The organism is Catenovulum sediminis, assembly GCF_007289895.1.
GTDB lineage: Bacteria > Pseudomonadota > Gammaproteobacteria > Enterobacterales > Alteromonadaceae > Catenovulum > Catenovulum sediminis.
This window is the reverse complement of record NZ_CP041660.1, coordinates 1,741,408-1,759,548: the sequence shown is the minus strand read 5'-3', so window position 1 is coordinate 1,759,548 and position 18,141 is coordinate 1,741,408. Positions and strand designations below refer to the sequence as shown.

At 40.7% G+C, this 18,141-nt stretch carries 17 protein-coding genes; 7 read left to right on the top strand and 10 right to left on the bottom strand.

What is annotated here, in order from left to right; genetic code table 11:
• Nucleotides 1-12 precede the first annotated feature (12 nt).
• The 3 genes from FNT16_RS07130 to FNT16_RS07120 form a co-directional block, all read right to left on the bottom strand.
• Nucleotides 13-483 (bottom strand): hypothetical protein, encoded by a 471-nt coding sequence (locus tag FNT16_RS07130; protein WP_185976719.1) that lies wholly within the window; start codon nt 481-483, stop codon nt 13-15.
• A gap of 99 nt (nt 484-582) precedes the next feature.
• Nucleotides 583-1,803 carry a tetratricopeptide repeat protein gene (locus FNT16_RS07125; protein ID WP_143870935.1) on the bottom strand — a complete coding sequence of 407 codons (1,221 nt, stop codon included), beginning with the start codon at nt 1,801-1,803 and terminating at the stop codon, nt 583-585.
• Nucleotides 1,804-1,944: 141 nt separating this feature from the next.
• Nucleotides 1,945-2,844 (bottom strand): aldo/keto reductase, encoded by a 900-nt coding sequence (locus tag FNT16_RS07120; protein WP_143870934.1) that lies wholly within the window; start codon nt 2,842-2,844, stop codon nt 1,945-1,947.
• A gap of 206 nt (nt 2,845-3,050) precedes the next feature.
• Between FNT16_RS07120 and FNT16_RS07115 the strand changes: the two genes are divergently transcribed.
• Together FNT16_RS07115 and FNT16_RS07110 are read left to right on the top strand one after the other, a co-directional pair.
• Nucleotides 3,051-3,455, top strand: a complete 405-nt coding sequence (locus FNT16_RS07115; RefSeq protein WP_143870933.1) for an XRE family transcriptional regulator — start codon at nt 3,051-3,053, stop codon at nt 3,453-3,455.
• Nucleotides 3,456-3,470: 15 nt separating this feature from the next.
• A complete protein-coding gene (locus FNT16_RS07110) occupies nt 3,471-4,997 on the top strand; it encodes an alpha-amylase family glycosyl hydrolase (protein ID WP_143870932.1) in 1,527 nt (508 codons plus the stop codon).
• On the opposite strand, the gene FNT16_RS07105 is transcribed toward FNT16_RS07110, so the two are convergent.
• The 4 genes from FNT16_RS07105 to FNT16_RS07090 form a co-directional block, all read right to left on the bottom strand.
• A complete protein-coding gene (locus FNT16_RS07105; RefSeq protein WP_143870931.1) occupies nt 4,979-7,129 on the bottom strand; it encodes a PAS domain-containing hybrid sensor histidine kinase/response regulator in 2,151 nt (716 codons plus the stop codon). The genes FNT16_RS07110 and FNT16_RS07105 overlap by 19 nt on opposite strands.
• A gap of 135 nt (nt 7,130-7,264) precedes the next feature.
• Entirely contained in the window at nt 7,265-8,059 is a 795-nt protein-coding gene (gene ppk2, locus FNT16_RS07100) for a polyphosphate kinase 2 (protein ID WP_143870930.1), read from the bottom strand.
• An 18-nt stretch (nt 8,060-8,077) separates the two neighbouring features.
• Entirely contained in the window at nt 8,078-8,710 is a 633-nt protein-coding gene (locus FNT16_RS07095; RefSeq protein ID WP_143870929.1) for a class I SAM-dependent methyltransferase, read from the bottom strand.
• Nucleotides 8,711-8,721: 11 nt separating this feature from the next.
• Nucleotides 8,722-9,348: a cation efflux transmembrane domain-containing protein gene (locus tag FNT16_RS07090; protein ID WP_143870928.1), complete on the bottom strand. Its 627-nt coding sequence runs from the start codon at nt 9,346-9,348 to the stop codon at nt 8,722-8,724.
• 340 nt (nt 9,349-9,688) lie between these two features.
• Here FNT16_RS07090 and FNT16_RS07085 point away from each other — a divergent pair, with 340 nt between their 5' ends.
• Genes FNT16_RS07085 through FNT16_RS07075 form a run of 3 tightly spaced genes read left to right on the top strand, consistent with a single transcriptional unit; the run spans nt 9,689 to nt 13,911 of the window.
• Nucleotides 9,689-10,117, top strand: coding sequence for a hypothetical protein (locus tag FNT16_RS07085; protein WP_143870927.1), 429 nt, complete (start codon nt 9,689-9,691; stop codon nt 10,115-10,117).
• 50 nt (nt 10,118-10,167) lie between these two features.
• Nucleotides 10,168-12,522 (top strand): TonB-dependent receptor, encoded by a 2,355-nt coding sequence (locus tag FNT16_RS07080; RefSeq protein WP_143870926.1) that lies wholly within the window; start codon nt 10,168-10,170, stop codon nt 12,520-12,522.
• Between the two features lie 6 nt (nt 12,523-12,528).
• Complete coding sequence (locus tag FNT16_RS07075) at nt 12,529-13,911, top strand: PepSY-associated TM helix domain-containing protein (RefSeq protein ID WP_143870925.1); 1,383 nt, start codon at nt 12,529-12,531, stop codon at nt 13,909-13,911.
• A gap of 21 nt (nt 13,912-13,932) precedes the next feature.
• Here FNT16_RS07075 and FNT16_RS07070 read toward each other — a convergent pair whose 3' ends face one another.
• Nucleotides 13,933-14,943: a GGDEF domain-containing protein gene (locus FNT16_RS07070; protein WP_221935070.1), complete on the bottom strand. Its 1,011-nt coding sequence runs from the start codon at nt 14,941-14,943 to the stop codon at nt 13,933-13,935.
• 166 nt (nt 14,944-15,109) lie between these two features.
• Here FNT16_RS07070 and FNT16_RS07065 point away from each other — a divergent pair, with 166 nt between their 5' ends.
• Complete coding sequence (locus tag FNT16_RS07065) at nt 15,110-16,267, top strand: linear amide C-N hydrolase (protein WP_143870924.1); 1,158 nt, start codon at nt 15,110-15,112, stop codon at nt 16,265-16,267.
• Between the two features lie 125 nt (nt 16,268-16,392).
• Here the strand turns inward: FNT16_RS07065 and FNT16_RS07060 are convergent, their stop codons facing one another.
• Complete coding sequence (locus FNT16_RS07060) at nt 16,393-16,830, bottom strand: helix-turn-helix domain-containing protein (protein WP_143870923.1); 438 nt, start codon at nt 16,828-16,830, stop codon at nt 16,393-16,395.
• A 79-nt stretch (nt 16,831-16,909) separates the two neighbouring features.
• Here FNT16_RS07060 and FNT16_RS07055 point away from each other — a divergent pair, with 79 nt between their 5' ends.
• On the top strand, nt 16,910-17,437 hold the full coding sequence (locus FNT16_RS07055; RefSeq protein ID WP_143870922.1) for a DUF2938 domain-containing protein: 528 nt from the start codon (nt 16,910-16,912) through the stop codon (nt 17,435-17,437).
• Nucleotides 17,438-17,456: 19 nt separating this feature from the next.
• On the opposite strand, the gene FNT16_RS20765 is transcribed toward FNT16_RS07055, so the two are convergent.
• On the bottom strand, nt 17,457-18,140 hold the full coding sequence (locus FNT16_RS20765; RefSeq protein WP_246072423.1) for a Fic family protein: 684 nt from the start codon (nt 18,138-18,140) through the stop codon (nt 17,457-17,459).
• Between the last annotated feature and the right edge of the window lies 1 nt (nt 18,141).

Here is an 18,141-nt window from a genome sequence, read left to right as displayed (position 1 = left end):
TTCCGAATTGTTTTACTTCTGGCGATGGGTCAGCATTTTTAAATACGGGTCATTTCCCGGCCCAGCGTATCGCATTGGGTAACGGGATAATAAGTCAGCCTGATATTGACGAATGTACTGGTAAGCTTGTGATGACTGGTTCACCAGTTCGTTTTTTACTTTTAAAGCGCCAGCAATATGGGTATTGACGTATAAATCGCCAATGTAGTTAATCTGCCCAGATTCTATTGTAAATTGCCAGACAGATTCATTTTCAATATCGGCAAAAACCTCTTCTGTATTAAATGACAGCAGACCGGTTTTAATTTCTGAAACACGATAGACACCGGCTTTAACAGGCAATAAAAAATATTCATCAACATTCACCTTCGGTGACTCTGGTTGATACGCCAGTCGCTCTGGTCCGGTAATCTGTACTTTTTCCAACCAACTGGCACTTTCAATCTTGAGTAACAAATACCCTTGTTTTGAACTTAAAGGCACAGGCTGCTCATTCACCAATAATGCACGACTACTACAACTGACTAGGAAGAACATGCAAAGCAAGCACTTACTTACATACATAACAGACAGGGTTTTCATTTAGCGTTTCGCAATGAGTTGTTTTACAGTTTCCAGTTTTTTCTGCGCAGCTTCGTGCCCTTGTTCGGCGGCCCGAGTCAACCAAAATTGTGCTTTTTGAAAATCTTGTTGTAAATAAGCCGATGGTGAATGCATTAACAGATCACCTAATCGATATTCAGCCGGTGCGAATCCCGCTTGTGCGGCTTTTACAATCCACTGCATGCCATCTTGTAATTCATCATTTTCATAAACCTGATAAACACCGTACGCTAATTGTGCGATCAAAATCCCTTGTTCGGCCGAACCCAACAAAACCTTTTCAAACGATTCGTACTCTTCAGCAGACAACAAAGGACGGTAAGCACGTAAAAAATTAGCATAATAATAGGCCGACATTGGATTCTCTTCAGCCTGACGCTGAAGAGAACGGAAAGTTTTATATAAATGAGGATAATCAGTGCGTAAATCGTTCACACCCTCTGAACCAAAATAGGCACTAAAGACTAAACCATAATGAGCAGCATGGTCTTCACCCCGCTTTGCCGGAGAAACGACCGAATTATAAACTGAATCAATAGAAGCATCGGTAAACTGATGTTCTGGCCATTCAAAAATAACTTCAACATCTTCCACATTGCCACTGCTATCAATGTCAGCAATTGTGATGACCATACCTGATTCAAAATTTTGCATCTGCTTGAGTAAATTGGCGTTGCCACTTTGCAAAGCTTTGTAAAACAAAGCCTCATTTGCAACCGAACGACGCGCCGCGCCAGTGTAATGTAAAGGTCCGCGCTTAACTAATTTAGCTGATTTATCCAATACTTGTCCGGCAAAGGCACTGTCACCGATATGCGGTAATATGGTTTGCTGTAAATTATCAGGCCCGAATTCGAGCGCTCTTGCTTCGGCTAATTTCAACGCCTTTTGCTGTTGCTCTGCGGGTAAACTTGCATAAATCTCTTGGGTAAATTTGAGCGCATTCGGGTAATCATACTGACTGGCTAAAAATAACCAAGACATCGCTTCGTGTAAGTCCTTTTTACCAATTTGCCCCTGAAAATTCATAATCGCCAGTTTAAACTGAGATTCTGCATGACCGACTTTGGCCGAGCGCAAAAGAAACTGCGCCGCCTGTTGAAAATCTTCATCTTCAATAGCTTGGTTAGCCTTGATGATGTTCGCCGTTACCGAAAATGAATTGATTAATATAAACAGAAAGATTAAAGGCCGGATCATCCAACACTCCTTGTTTTTATATACTAAAATATTGTAACCCAATAAACACAATTTAAATGTTAACAATATAAAAACAACAAAACAACAGAGTTTCTAATTTTATTCACCGGCTTTAAGTGAGGTGTTAAGCTAAAATTCAGCTTAAGGCACGTTGTGCCCGTTTGATGCGACCCAAACTCTATACCATTGTTCGTTAGTCAATTTAATGTCAGCGGACACTAGCGCAGTTTTCACCCGCTCGATGTTTCCTGAACCAATGATGGGCAATGGATTGCAAGGTAGTTTTAGAATCCAAGCATAAATGACCTGATCAATACTGGCATTTACTTCTTGCGCAATTTGGCTCAGAGTTTCGCGCAGACGGCTTGCTTGTTCTGATTGCTCAGAAAATATACGTCCTCCCGCCAAACAAGACCAAATCATAGGTGCAACACGCAGCTTTTGCAGATGCTCTAACGTACCGTCGGCCGTGGTTTGCATATTAATCGGGTTCAACTCTACTTGATTGGTGACTAATTTGTCATCCAGCCTGGATTGCAACAAATCAAATTGCATCGGTGTAAAGTTAGAAACACCAAACTGTCTGACCTTGCCTGCCTGTTTAAGCGCTTTAAAAGTATCAGCCACTTCATCGGCATTCATTAAAGCATCGGGGCGATGAATTAATAATACGTCAATATAATCCGTTGCCAGATTCTGCAAAGAGCATTCGACAGATTGTTTGATATGTTGTGCAGATGTATCGTAATGTCCTATTTTACGCTCTGGGTATTTACCTGACACCAGTTTAATATCACATTTAGTGACAATTTCCATTTTGCTGCGTAATTCTGGAGAGTGCTTTAATACCTGACCAAAAATTGCTTCGCATTCGTAGTCACCATAAATATCTGCATGATCAACTGTAGTAATACCCAGATCCAAATGCTGTTTAACAAACTCCGTTAATTCACTTACCGACATTGACCAATCGTTTAAACGCCAATACCCCTGAATAAATTGCGAAAATGTTAAATCTTCTGCTAGTTTGATTCGCTGCATAGTTGACTCTCTCTAAAACAAAATTAATGGCGCATGCTAAACCGAATATACATACCAAACAACTCGCATGCAGCACCACCTCGAACTATAGTTCGAGCATCATATTTATACCCAACTGCTTCACTATTTATGGCATGATAAAATACCCGCACACACACAACACAATATATAACAAAATATATAACACAACCTAGTCGAGGTCGTTCATGAGTTTTGCAGAGCGCTTAAAAAGTTTAATTGGAAAAGAGAGTATTAGCGGTTTTTCCCGCAGGGTCGGTCTAAATGAGGCACTCATTCGTAAATATTTAAATGGCAGTGAGCCGAGTTTAAACAAAGCCAACCAAATTGCAGAACGCGCAAATTGCTCATTAGAATATTTAGCGACCGGCTGTGGTTATTTATACCGCCATGCAGAAGTGGTGGATTTAGAAGCGCTGAAAATGGCACACGCTTTGACTAGAAAAACAGAACTAAATGAAGTCGCAACATTAGAATTAACCCGAATGATTTCGGCTTACCAGTATTTAAGAGCAAATAAAAAACCTGATGGCTATTTAGATAAAGCTGGTGCGGAAAGGTTTTTAAATATAGCGCAAAGCAAAAAGCTTTAATTGTGAGGAAATGATATGAATTACGCCAATGCAACCGATAGTGAGCTGAGTCCGATTTTTATTGAACGTGAACAGGATTGGCGTAATGGCGCAATTGTTTATCAAGTCTTAGTTGATCGATTTGCGCCCAGCAACGACATTGATAGTAAACGCCTACTTTATCCAAAACCTAAAATATTAAGAAGCTGGCAGGAAACACCTGAGCATGGAACCTACTTAGAAAAAGAAGCGTTATGGAGCCATGAAATAGAATTCTGGGGCGGCGACCTAAAAAGTTTAACGCATAAATTAGATCACATTAAATCATTGGGTGCAGATGTTTTGTACCTTAATCCAATTCACTATGCGTATACCAATCACAAATATGACAGTTTAGATTTTCATCAGGTATCACCCGAATTCGGCAACCGTCAAGATGTAAAAACACTGACAGAAGCGGTGCATAACTTAGGTATGAAAATCGTGCTGGATGGCGTTTTCAATCATATGGGGCGCAATGCCGATATTTATCAACAGGCCAGCCTTGATTTCAAAAGCCCATATCGCAACTGGTTTTGTTTTAACAACACATACCCAAGTGGGCATAGATCATGGAACAATGCGGTAAACCTGCCTGAGTTAAATTTAGAAAACGAAGCGGTTAGAAAGCACATCTGGTTGGATGAAGATTCAGTCGTACAAAGTTATCTAAAAGATGGAATTGATGGCTGGCGCTTAGATGTCGCACACGATATCGGCTTTTATTATTTGGATGAGTTAACCAACGCCGTGCACACCTGCAAACCTGAAGCGTTAGTGGTCGGTGAAATTTGGTGTTACCCGCAGCAATGGTTTCCGTCGGTCGATGGCGTGATGAATTTTACAGCACGCGAAATAATCTGGCGTTTATGCGAAGGCAAAATTGAACCGCATGTCGCCGCGAAAATGTTTGAACAAATGATTCAAGACGCTGGCATCGAGCACTTATTAAAATCATGGTTGGTATTAGACAATCACGACACCCCCAGATTAGCCAATATGTTACCCGACAGACGGCGGCAAAAACTCGCACAATTACTGCAGTTTTGTTTTCCTGGCGCACCAAATGTCTATTACGGCAGTGAACTGGGCATGCAAGGAGGTGAAGACCCTGAAATGCGTGGGCCGATGCGCTGGGATTGGGTAACGGATGATAACGAACATTTAATCTGGATGAAAACCCTAATTCATTTGCGCCAACAACATAGAGCGTTAAAGATCGGCAACTATCGCCCAGTCCATAGCAATAAACTTTTGGCATTTGAACGGTACACAGATAAGGTGGAAGAGAGTGTGCTATGTATATGCAATCCAAATGAAGAACAAATCACTGAGTATTTAATGGTGCCAAATTCTAAGTTAATGAATATGGGTGGCATGATAGATTTGCTCAACAATGCCAGACAAACTATTTATATCAAAGCATCGGTTATAGAAGTCACTGTACCGCCGTTAGGCACGCTGTTATTGTCACCGGATGTCAGCGAAACACACGGCTACTCAACTTACAAACGCGTTTTATGATGCTCCAGTAACGCGTAAAATTTATTGATATCTATGGGTTTTGCAAGAATATCGGCAAAACCTGAAGCCAAATACTCATTTACATCTTCTTTCATTACATTGGCGGTTAACGCAATAATGGGCATATTTGGATAGCTTTGATGAATCTCCAGTGTAGCTTTAACGCCATCAATATTGGGCATTTGAATATCCATCAAAATCAAATCTGGCATAAAACTATGCGCCATCTCAATCGCCTTCCGGCCGTCAAGAGCCACCTCAGTATCAGCTCCGGTGCTTGCCAGCATCCCCAGTACAACCTGTTGATTGATCTCATTATCTTCGGCCAGCAAAATTTTAAAACCATGCAAATCTGGCTTGTGCCCTTTTGATGAATTATCTGTATCTTTTAATTGTATATCTTGTTTAGCTTTGGCAAGCATCAATTGCAAACTGAAGATGCTGCCCTTACCAGGCCGACTTTCAACGCTAATATTGCCGCCCATCATGTTGGCCAAACTTTTAGAGATTGATAAACCCAGACCAGAACCGCCAAACCGTCTATTGGTCGAAGATTCAAGCTGTTCAAAAGCGGTAAACAACCCATCTATCTTTTCTTTGTCAATCCCGATACCTGTATCACAAATTTTAAAACTGACTCTATAAAAGCCATCTGCTTGTGGCGCTACATCTGAGATCACGATAACCACTCCTGATGATGTAAACTTAATCGCATTGCTGCATAAATTCGATAAGATTTGCAATATACGTATCGGGTCACCCAGCAATAAAGTTTCAGCTTGTGAGCTTTTTCGAATTTCAAAACTCAAGCCCTTCGATACGGCGGTATGTGCGTGTATTGCTTCCAGTTGCTTGTAAATATCTTCAACCGTAAATTCGATATTTTCTAACTCAAGTTTTCCTGCTTCTATTTTTGAGTAATCGAGTATATCGTTAAGAATGGTTAATAAAGAGCGAGCAGACAGGTCAATTTTTTCTAAAAAACCTTGCTGTTCTGAATTAAGGTCAGTAGTGTGCAAACACAATTGTGTCATACCAATAACGCCATTTAGCGGGGTTCGAATTTCATGTGACATATTGGCTAAAAACTGAGATTTGGCTAGATTAGCAGCCTCGGCTTTAGCTTTGGCTTCAGTTAGTTTGTCATTAAATAGTTTCTGCTCGGTGATATCTTCATAAGTGCCTAGCACGCCTAATATATTCCCCTCTCCATCCAATAGCGGTATTTTACTGGTTCTGACCCAAGCCACTTCGCCGCCTCTTCTGGTTTGCTGTTCTTCGAAATTGAGTTTGGCGATTCCACGACTAATGACTTGTAGGTCGTCTTCACGATAACTTTCAGCTTGCGCATGCCAGATTTGCTGATAATCGCTCTCACCGACAATATCTTCTGGCTTTGCTTTCAAAGAGTCTTTGGCAAAGGCTCGGTTACAGCCTAAATAGTTTAAATTCGTATCTTTCCAAAAAACCCGAACCGGAATGTTATCCAAAACAATTGAAAGTAACTTATTGGTGTCTGAAAGTGCTTTGTTAATATTGATTAGCTGCTCGTTTTGGGTATCTAATTTATCACTGACGAACTTTAGAGAATGCCCATACTGTTGATGTTGTAGCCCCTGTAAAGTAATGACTGTCCCAGCAAAACACAATACCAGCACTCCCTCTAAGCCCCAGCTGATATAAGATAAGTGAAATGCTTCAATATCCATATTAATATGCGTTATTTGAGCTTGGAATAGTGCAAAAGAAGCGCAGTAAACGCCTATCATCAAAGCCAATAAAACAAAAGCCGCTCGTGAAGACCAAAAAATCGCAGCTAAAAATAAACCAAACATAGCAACAACGCCGCCCGACCCTAGAATACCAAATCGGACAATGCCGCTGACTGCAATTAGGCAGGTTAAACCCACTAGTAAATTAACTTTAACTAAATACGAAAGCCGTTTACGCAAGGCATAATTTAGCCAAACTAAAACGCCTAACAAGGTGTGTAAGATAACAACCGGTTCGGGGCCTAAATAAGACATCCGAAAAATAGACAAACCAATTGCGGGAATGGAGAATATCACCATAAGCTGCATGGCTTTGTGCAATATCACTTCGCGCTTTTCAGTGTGAATGGATTGTTTCATGAAATAAATATATTCTGAGAATTAGATAAGTATAGACATATTTTGTACAAAAATATAAACACCACCCAAATATATCAAAATGATATAAAAGACGACCAAAAACAACGCCTAAAAAATATCAATTTGATATATTCATCAATATATTTTTGCAATTAGATTATTTGTATCATGCTCTTCAAGTTCATAACCTGTTGAGGTCACTGCGGGCAACTCTACGTTAGGAAAAGAAACTGACCGATACTCAAAATGAGATAATATATGATGTATACAATTAAGCTTAGCGAGCTTTTTATTGTCTGCTTCCACTCGATACCAAGGGTTCTCTTTAGTATCGGTTGCTTGCATCATGGCCATTTTAGCTTTGCTATAGTCCGCCCATCTTTCTCGGCCTTCTAAGTCCATATCACTGAACTTCCACCTTTTAAGCGGATTCGTTAACCTTTGTTCAAATCGTTTTTCTTGCTCTTGAGGTGATACTGACAACCAATATTTAAGTAGAATAATGCCTGAATCTTTAAGCATAGATTCAAATTTTGGACAGTTGGTTAAGAACTCTTGATATTCAGACTTGCTACAAAAACCCATAACATGTTCAACCCCAGCTCGGTTATACCAACTGCGGTCAAATAGACAGATTTCCCCCGCCGCGGGAAGATGCTGTACGTAGCGCTGAAAATACCACTGTGTTTTTTCTCGGTCTGATGGTTTACCAAGCGCCACGGTTTTAACATGCCTTGGATTTAATCTTTCGCTAATGGCTTTAATCATGCTGCCTTTGCCTGCGGCGTCCCGTCCTTCAAACAAAATGACTACCTTTAACCCTTTTTTTTGTACCCAATACTGCAGTTTAACCAGCTCAGTTTGTAGTTGTTTAAGTTGCGCTTTGTATTCTTTTTTTGTCAGCGAATTGTTCGATTTATCTGCGGCCATACAATCACTCCATTACAATCACTTTTTCTTAAAAAACACTACATCCTTTTCTATGAACAACACATCCAATTTAAATGCTTGTGCTATCCAATTACAGCTTGTATCTGAATAATAGCAAATATGTGTGGGATCATTTTTATAATGCCACTTGGTAAAGGCAGGCAAATTTATCACGCGTTTTGTCATCACGGCTAATATGCCACCGGGCAACAGTATATTGATTAGCTTAGGTAACAATTGGTGTGGTAAAGCGATATGCTCAATCACTTCAGTTAAGATAATATAATGGTAGGACTGTGTTAACCGTTCAGCATTCGGGTGGTAATACAAGTCGTAATTAACCACCTGATAGCCTTGTTGTGCAGCTATATGGCTTAATACAGCGCCCTCACCACAACCAAAATCTAAACCGACTTGTTGTGGTGTTATAAATTTTTTCAGTGGCTCAAAAGTGCGGGATAAAAACCTTTGGTAGCCTTCGTCAAGCTGATTATTATCATGTTTATCATATTCAGCTTTTTCCTGCTCCGCAGTTAAGTGATATTCAGTAGGGACAAAAACCAAATCACAAACCAAACATTGCTGGTAAGGTCTTTTTTTATCCTGATAATAAAATTGAGTTTGTTCACTGCAACATAAAGGACAATTCAAATGAGCTACCACTAACCACAGCAACCACTTTTAACGTCTTCATTGGTTTTTATTGATTGGCGCGCGTCTTTAATCACATTCGTTGCAGAATATATAATTAAACTAGCGATAATGGTACCAATTAACCAATCTGGCCAAGCCGCACCAAACCACGAAACCATAAATGCGGCCAGTAATACACCAACATTGGCAATCATATCATTGCGTGAACAAATCCAGCTGGCACGTAAGTTGATGTCGCCTTTTCGATGCTGATATAACAAAGCAAAACACAAAACGTTAACGGCTAATGCAAGTAAAGAGATAGATGTCATAATGTCCGTTTGCGGCGATACACCAAAATACATTTTTTTTGCGACATCCGCCAAAATCAATACGCCAAGTGTCAGCTGCAATGAGCCATTAAACAAAGCCGCTTTCGCTTTATGTTGTAAACTTTTACCGACTGCAAATAAACCGACCGCATACACTAAAGCGTCGGCTAGCATATCTAAAGAGTCCGCCATTAAACCACTAGAATTTGCAATCCAACCTGCGGCAAACTCAACAACAAACATCACGGCGTTAAAAATAAGCACAGTCCACAGTAATCTGCGTTCTTTTCTGTTTTTTGCTTCGGCAGCACAACAACCTGACATATAGAGCCTTAGAGTTAATTCAGTAACAAATGTCCATATTAAACAAATTCCGGTAAATTTTCACCTTATCAATAAAGCAGAATCTTCTTTTAACCGCTATTCCTCGCCTGTCTAATTGTTTATCAAAAGTGCAAAACATAGCTGTCAAAAAAAGCACTGCATAAAACCAATACTGATAGCGCTACAGTCACATTCGATTTTAAGCAGGAAGGTTCTGCAAAAGGAAAATGGAGAAGTTTCCTTGCATCTGCTGAGATTAAGCTAAAATTAATACACTGATTTTGCACTATATTTATAATTACAGTATCTTACGCACCAATTTTTGACTAGGGACACAAGATTGCGCATTCAAACTTTTTGGCAAAAGAATATTTTTTTCGTGCTGGCATTGTGCCTGCTCGCCAATGGTTTATTGCCTTTTTTACAGTCATCGCATTTTTTATCTAGCGTAAATGCAAAAGCCGCCGCATCGGATGCCCAGCTTATCTGTACCGGTAATGGCTTAAAATGGATTTCTAAAACAACTTATGCGCAAACCGGCCAACTTAAATTTGTCAAAGCACCTGAAACTGAATCCACCAAAATAGATTTAGAACAAAGCTGTCCGTTAGTCATACTATCGGATAACCCGACAGATGGCCGTTTGCTTGATGCCATTGCGTTTAAACAGCTAGACTATTTTGCCCTCGTTTATCGTGCATTTGATGCAGCAAATCTCACCAGTTATTACAACTCAGGATACACTTCACGCGCCCCGCCTATTGGTTAATTTAAATCACGTTTTCCAAAAAACCGATTAACCCATAAGAGTTTACATATATGCAAAACACATCCAAATTGTGTACAGCAATGCTGTGCACGCTGGCACCCGCTTTTGTCAATACACAGGCGGTTGCGCAAACAGCAGAAAACACACCCGCGAAAAAAATAGAAGAAGTTAGCATTATCGCTAAACGTATTTTTAACGATACACAGATTGTTAGCCCAGTGAGTACAATTGACGAAGCCGACTTACAAAGAGTCAGTGTGATAACGGTTGAAGATGCCATCGCCCATGCGCCCAGCTTAGTGGTGCGCCGCCGTTTTATTGGCGATCCAAACGGTGTAATTGGCATTCGCGGCGCAAATATGTTTCAGGGTACACACAGCATGGTATTTGCAGACGGTATGCCACTGCACTACCACTTACAAACGCGTTATTCAGGTTCGCCAAGGTGGTCGTTAATCTCACCCAGTGAAATAGAAAAAGTAGATGTGGTGTACGGTCCTTTTTCCGCGGAATACAGCGGAAATGCAATGGGTGGTGTCGTCAATATCACCAGTAAAACTCCCGACCAACAAAAAATTGTAATAGATGGCACACTCATCAATCAGGACTATTCTGTTTTAGGCCATCAAGACAATTACGCCGGATATAAAACCTTTATCAGCTATCAAGACAAAATAGATAAATTCACCTTTTTTGCATCCTTCAATCGCCTGAAGAACCAAAGCCAACCCCAATCACAATACCGCTCAACCTTTAGCGAGGCTAATCCTACGCAACCAGAGGCTTCGCAGCAAAATCCAGAAGTAACAGGCGCGGTAAAAGGCTTAGACGAATTTGCCAAACCACAACTTTACTATGGCCACTCAGGCACAGAAGAAGCCACATCTGATTTGGTAAAACTCAAACTTGGCTATGATTTTGGACAAACTCAAGTACGCGCTAACCTAGCCTACGAACAAAGACAAAGAGAAGAAAACCAACATCTGAACTTTGTAACTGACAGCGCAGGCAATCCGATCTGGGATGGAACAGTTAGCCAAAATAATCAACTCTTTAATATTAGGGGCAGCAATTATCAACAACGTTATCAAGACAGAAACAGTCTACTTGCATCTTTTGGTATCAGCGGTTTAATAAACCAATCCGATTGGGCATTTGATGGTTTTTACAGTCATTTTAAAATATTAAAAGATCAGGAAATCCGCACCGGCAGAAACCCACAAGATCCCGCATACCAAAGCGAGAATACAAACTTTAAAGGCCGCTTAACTGAATACGACAATACCGGCTGGCAGATTTTCGATTTAAAACTGGGTACCGAATCATTATTTGGCAATACAGCACAGCGCTTATCCGTGGGCTTACACTTAGACAGCTATGAGCTGAATTTAATCAGTGACGATTACAACAGTATCACGGGCGAAAAAGCGACGGATGAAACAGATGGAAACAAAGCCACAGGCCGCACCGATAGCGGTGGACAGGCGGCAACTATGGCCGCATTTTTTCAATACGGATATCGCCTTAATCGCCAATGGGATTTAGCATTGGGTTTACGCTATGAAGACTGGCAGACAGAACAAGGCTACATCGGCGCAACAGCGCTAAAAAATCGGGCTGAAAGTGCATTTTCGCCTAAAGTATCGTTAGGTTATTTCCCAACTGACAAACTGTCACTTCGTTACTCTGTTGCACGTGCGGTGCGCTTCCCCATTGTTGAAGAACTATACCGCAATGAAGATGCAACCGGCGGAGGTTCTGCATTTATATCTGATCCCAGCCTTACCCCAGAAAAAGGGGTTTTTCACAATATTTCAATTAACCAAGCACTAGACAATGGGCAACTGGGTTTAAACTTGTTTTATGATGTGGTTGAAGATGTGATTTTTAACCAATCAACACAAACCAACAGCGGCACGATAACCACCAGCTTACCCAGTGATGAAGTGGCAACTAAAGGTGTCGAGTTTAGTTACCAAGCAGAACAACTCGGCGGATTACCACTGCATATAAAATACAACCTCAGTTATATAGATGCAGAAATCACTAAAAATCAATTAGATCCGAGTATTATCGGTAACGCTTTTCCACGTTTACCCAAATGGCGCAGTAATCTAGTACTCGCTTATCAAACAAGCAAAACAACAGAAGTAAGTACAAACTTACGTTATGCAAATAATGCTTACAGCCGGTTAGATAATCAGGATATTGCAGAAAATGTATTTGGCGCACAAGACGATTACCTAATAGCCGGCATTAAAGGCAACTGGCAGCTTAATTCACAACTGAAACTCAGTTTAGGTGTCGACAACATTAACAACGAAAAAGCGTACGTTTACCATCCGTGGCCACAGCGCACCTTTTATCTGGAAGGCAAATATGTATTTACTGCGGAGCAGGAGTAATAATAGATGAAAACCAGAGTTGCCTATTCAAAATTACAACAAAGAGTTTGGCGCTGGCATTTTTATGCGGGATTAATGGTGATCCCCTTTGCCTTAATTTTAGCCTTGTCGGGTAGTTTGTACTTATTTAAACCGCAAATTTCTGCTTTTTACGACGAGCAAATAAATAAAACTATTCCAACTGGGCAAGTAGCAAAAAATGCACAGCCATTAAACGCTGACCGTTTGCTGGATATCACCCTGCAGCGATACCCTAACGCCCAGTTGAAAAAGTATTTTCCAACGGATGCTGACGATCCCAGCGTCGAAATGGAAATAAAAACCAACACCGGCCATAAAATGCTGTGGGTCAATAAATACAATGGTGAACTTATAGCAGAAAAAAATGTAGCTGATTTACCCCTTAATATCGTCAAAAATATTCATGGTGAACTACTGGCTGGTAATAAAGGTTCGTATCTTGTCGAGTTTATGGCCTGCTGGATGATTGTTTTATTAATCTCTGGGCTTTGCCTTTGGTGGCCCAACAAAACCTTATTACCAAATTTTACAAGCAACAACAAACGTGAAGTTTGGCGTAGCTTACATACCAGTTTAGGTATCTGGTTTAGTTTACTGATATTGGTATTTTTATTAACGGGCCTGCCGTGGACACAGGTTTGGGGAGAGGGTTTTAAACGCTTGCAAAACCTGATACAGCTCAAAAACCCGGGGCAAGAATGGAATGTTACCCTAACCTCTTCCCCCTCGGAGCATGTACATGACGATGGTTTAGATTTGTGGACCACACAAAACAAAGCCGAAAATGTGACACTGATTTCACAACATAATGCGCAACAACAAAACGCTGTCAGTTTACAGCGTATTTTGCAAAAACCCACAGTACAAAAAATGCATATGCCGATAGAAGTTTACCCACCTAAAATGGAAAACGGCGTTTGGACAGTGCGCTCAATGACACAGTATCGACCCGATCGGGTAACAGTGCATTTTGATAAATGGAGCGGCGAAGAAATCATGCGCATCACCTTTGCCGATTACAACGCATTAAAACAAGTTGTCGCACTCGGTATTAGCTTACACGAGGGGGCGCTATTTGGTTGGCTGAATCAATTATTAGGGGTATTGGTTACTCTGGCGATTATTTTACTCAGTGTTTCTGGTTTTATTATCTGGTGGAAACGTAAACCGCAAGGCAAACTTGCCGCCCCTAAAAAACCAGCCGCCACGCCAATTACCTTTGCAATGACGGTGGCAATTACTGTGTTAGCTGTATTTTTACCACTGGTCGGATTGAGCATAATTGCAGTGTTCATCTTTGAGTTAAGCTGGTATTTAATCAGCAAACTTAAAGTTAAGCGCAAAAAACATAAAAGGCTGTATGGTTGAAATAATCCTTGCCAGTTGTGATCAACTCGCAACTGGCAAGGGATCTGCAGCGACACAAATTTTGTTTCTACCCGTTACTTTTGCGTTATACAGTAACTCGTCTGCTTGTTTTAAAAGATTGGACTCTGACATACTTGGCTCAAACTTCACCACTCCGCCACTAAAGGTAATTTCAACATTTTGATTATCTGCACAAAAATTCAAATCACCAATATGCTGTCTTAAGTTATCGGCTGCTATTTGGGCCGAAACTAAACTTGCCTCAGGTAACCAAACACAAAACTCTTCACCACCAATGCGGAATATACGATTAGCAGCAACCTTCTCGTTCAAAGCCTGCGCAACAAGTATTAATGCTTTATCACCCGCGTCATGCCCATGCTGGTCATTAATCGCTTTAAAATGATCTAAATCGAGCATCAGTAAATATTGACCATAAAATTTTTCTAGAGAATTACTAAAGGCTAAACGGTTATTTACCCCTGTTAAAACATCGGTCATTGCCAGTTTTATCAATGAATCATTGGCTTTTGCTCGACTCTGCTCAAAAAAATGCGCGACACACCATATGGCTAAATAAGAAGTCACCAAATTGATAAGCACAGGGCCCGTTTTAAACAGTTCGCTTGCACTGAGTTTAGCCGTAACAACCATGACTAGGGCTGCGAAAATAGACAAGGTTAACCTAAAACCCAACCGGCTCCCCAACAACAAATAAGCAATGGTTGGAAAGAACAGCCCCCACATAAATAACACATCCGATATCGGCAGGAAGTAGGCACCAATTAAAATAAGCGCAGCAATAAACAGTAAATAGGAAAAAGTAACCCTAGGAGAACAACCACTTGTTTTAGACGTTATAAATATATACAACGAAAACAACGCAAAAATCACTTCCAACGCTGCAAACAAATATTGCCCGTTAAACAAAATATTAAATGAAGCTAATATGCTGACAATAAAGAAAAATGCTAAGCTCATGGTGCGCAATACTTTGCGTCTAATCTGGTCAGTAAATGCGAGTTGATTCACCGTATAACTCCAATACAAGCGACGAAACAGATACAAACAGTAAGCTTAGTCTAAAAGCCAATTCCGTAGAGCTGATGTCAATTATTAGTTCATAAATGATTCATGTTGCCTCTAATCTTAACAACTATACTGACAATCTGAAAATAATTAATTAAGGATCAATTGCATGTGTACTCGTATATTTAATAGTTTGAACCAAGCAGAGCCAATGACAGGCAGAAATTTTGACTGGCACTACCCACTGAATACTTTTCTATATTCACAACCTAAAGGCATCAAACGTGTCGGTGGCGATATTAATGTCGGCAATAGCGAGTGCATTATATGGCAAGCACAGTATGCTAGCACCTGCACTTATTTAGGCAGTGACAATTTGGGCTTAGCCGCAATTGATGGGATTAACGAGAAAGGTTTAGCTGTTAATGGTTTGGAAGACTTACTGGCTCATTTTCCGAACATTTTTTCAAAACAAGAGCTCCTCTCAGATTTCCCGCTACTTCTGTCAAAATCTATTGAAGAAGACAGATTAGAGTTTATCGCAGAGCATGATATTCCAAACCAATCTAAGCTTTTGAGCTCGTTACGTTGGGTGCAATTTGTGCTGGATAATTTTGATTCTGTAAAATCTGCAGCACAATATTTTCGGGATAACGAGCAAAATTTATTTATATACAGCGGTGACGTACCAGACGGGCATGAAAAAAAGACCAAAACCAAACTGCATTTAACTCTGTCAGATCCAAGCGGAAACTCTGCAATTATTGAAATAAGAGGCAAAGGCTTTAGCGTAAACGAAAGTGCTAACTACAATGTAGCCACAGTTACACCACGCTATGAAGTGCAACAATTGTTGATGCAGTATTGGCTGGAAAAGTGGGAAAAGCCTGCCGGTGTAGCCGGATTGCACGTTTATGATGTACCAGGCGGTACCGCTACACACCAACGGTTTGCCCGCGCAAATTACTATTATAAATTTTCTAACGCGTCAGCAGATAAGCAAGGCGTACTATCTCAAACACGCGCCTTAATGGCCACCTGTGCCACACCTATTGGGTTAAATTTAAAACAAGATAACAGTCAAGAGACTATCCCTTCTGCTAACACCTTATGGTGCAGCGTGAGTGAACACAATAGCAATCGTTATCATTTAATTAATACTGAAACCTTAACGCACCAATGGTTAGATTTAGAATTTAACGAAGCTGTGTGTCAACGTGTTCTGTTAATCAAAACCGACCCGAACATCAGTGAACCTTTGGCGCTTAAACCTGGAGCTCTCAATCAGCATCTAACCGCCTGCCCAGCACCATTTTCAGCCGTTTAATTTAACGACAAAAAAATAACTAAAACCGGACTTCTGACGTGCAAGGATGCTCGAATATTGTGACTGCAGAACGCAGCAAAGCGGCCCAACAATAAGATTAATTTGCGGTTTCTCGCAACTTATCCTTATTTATTAGCTCGCCGCCTTTTTGCCAGCTTCTTCGAACCTTCACTTGTAATTGCTCCAGATGCAGCTAATCCAAGCAAGCGACGAAACTTAGGACAATCCATATGGCTCGGAGCAGAACAAACAGCAGCATGCCTTAGCCCATCTCGCATAGCGATTAGCTTTTGGATGGTGCTATCTAGTTCATCTGCCTTTTTCGTCAAAAGCGCTCTATCTATATTTGGGCTTCCATTAGCCCCTAGCATATGAGCTATTTCATCTAGTGAAAATCCAGCTGCTCGCCCCAGCGTAATCAATGCAAGCCTTTCCAATATATTGGCCTCAAATACCCGGCGCAGGCCTTGCCTACCCACAGAATTGATTAATCCTTTTTCTTCATAGAAACGTAATGTGGAGGCCGGAACACCGGAACGTTTGGCTACCTCTGAAATGTCCATAAATAATCCTTGACCTCAAGTCGACTTGAGGTAGTACGCTATCACTAGTTAGAAATCGAAACAAGCAAAGGAGAGACTTATGAACACTCTAATCGTTGTATTTTTGCTCGGAATTGGAGCAACCGCCGCGATGGATTTGTGGAGCATATTGAGGAAATCACTACTCGGGATTGCCCCTCCAAATTATGGAATGGTAGGGCGCTGGTTGGCTTATATGCCGCATGGGAAATTTCGCCATGACTCTATTGCAGCATCTGCGCCTATAAAAAGAGAACACTATATTGGATGGATTGCCCACTACCTGATAGGTATCGTTTTCGCAGCTGTGCTGATTGCTGTAGCAGGCAAGCCTTGGATTCTCAACCCAACAATTGGTCCAGCGCTCATGGTTGGTGTTGGAACAGTGGTAGCCCCCTTCCTACTAATGCAGCCGGGCATGGGAGCCGGCATTGCCTCATCACGAACACTAAAACCAAACTCTGCACGACTGCATAGTTTAATTAATCATGCTGTTTTTGGGCTTGGCCTATGGGTGGGCACTAAAACTTTACCACTACACACAGGCATGATACGCAAACGGATTAAGTTGCGGTTTCGCGCAGCTTAATCCTAATTATTATACGCGTTTAAGTTTTTGCCGAATTTAATTTTTTTAATAAATCAGAAGGGGCTATGTAAATTATTTTTCTACCATCCTTCGTAGATAAAAAAAGCTTAAATTCTGTTAATTTGTTTAAGTAAGCTCTAGACGTGTTATCAGTGATTGAATAAGACTTAGAAACCTCTCTAATTGTGAAAACCCTTCCTGGCTCTTTAACGGCTTTTTTGATCAAATCTTTCTGAATAAAGTTAAGCTTGCTGCCCCAAGCTGTTTTTTCAAGCGACTCTGAAATCTTTTTAAATTCATGAACTTTATGATCTAAGTAGCTTTTAAGCTCCTCAAAAGCTTTAGAAATAGTGTCTAATTGATAATATATAAAATACGTTAAATCGTTGTCGTCTTTTTCAGTATAGATATACGACAAACCGTAGTCTTTGGGTTTCTCTTTTAAAAGCTTACTAATGGATATGTATTTAAATAACCGATAGTCACTTTTTAACATAAACCAGTAGAATAAAGCCCTAGCAGTCCTACCATTACCATCTCTGAACGGGTGTTCAAACCCCACCATGAAGTGAAGCACAATTGCTTTAATTAAAGGATGAACAAAATCGCAGCCCCCTTGACCTGAGTGATCTTGATTAGCGAATTCGCACAAAGACATTAATCTCTGCTCAATCAGGTTAAAGTTGGGAGGTTGGTGCGCCACA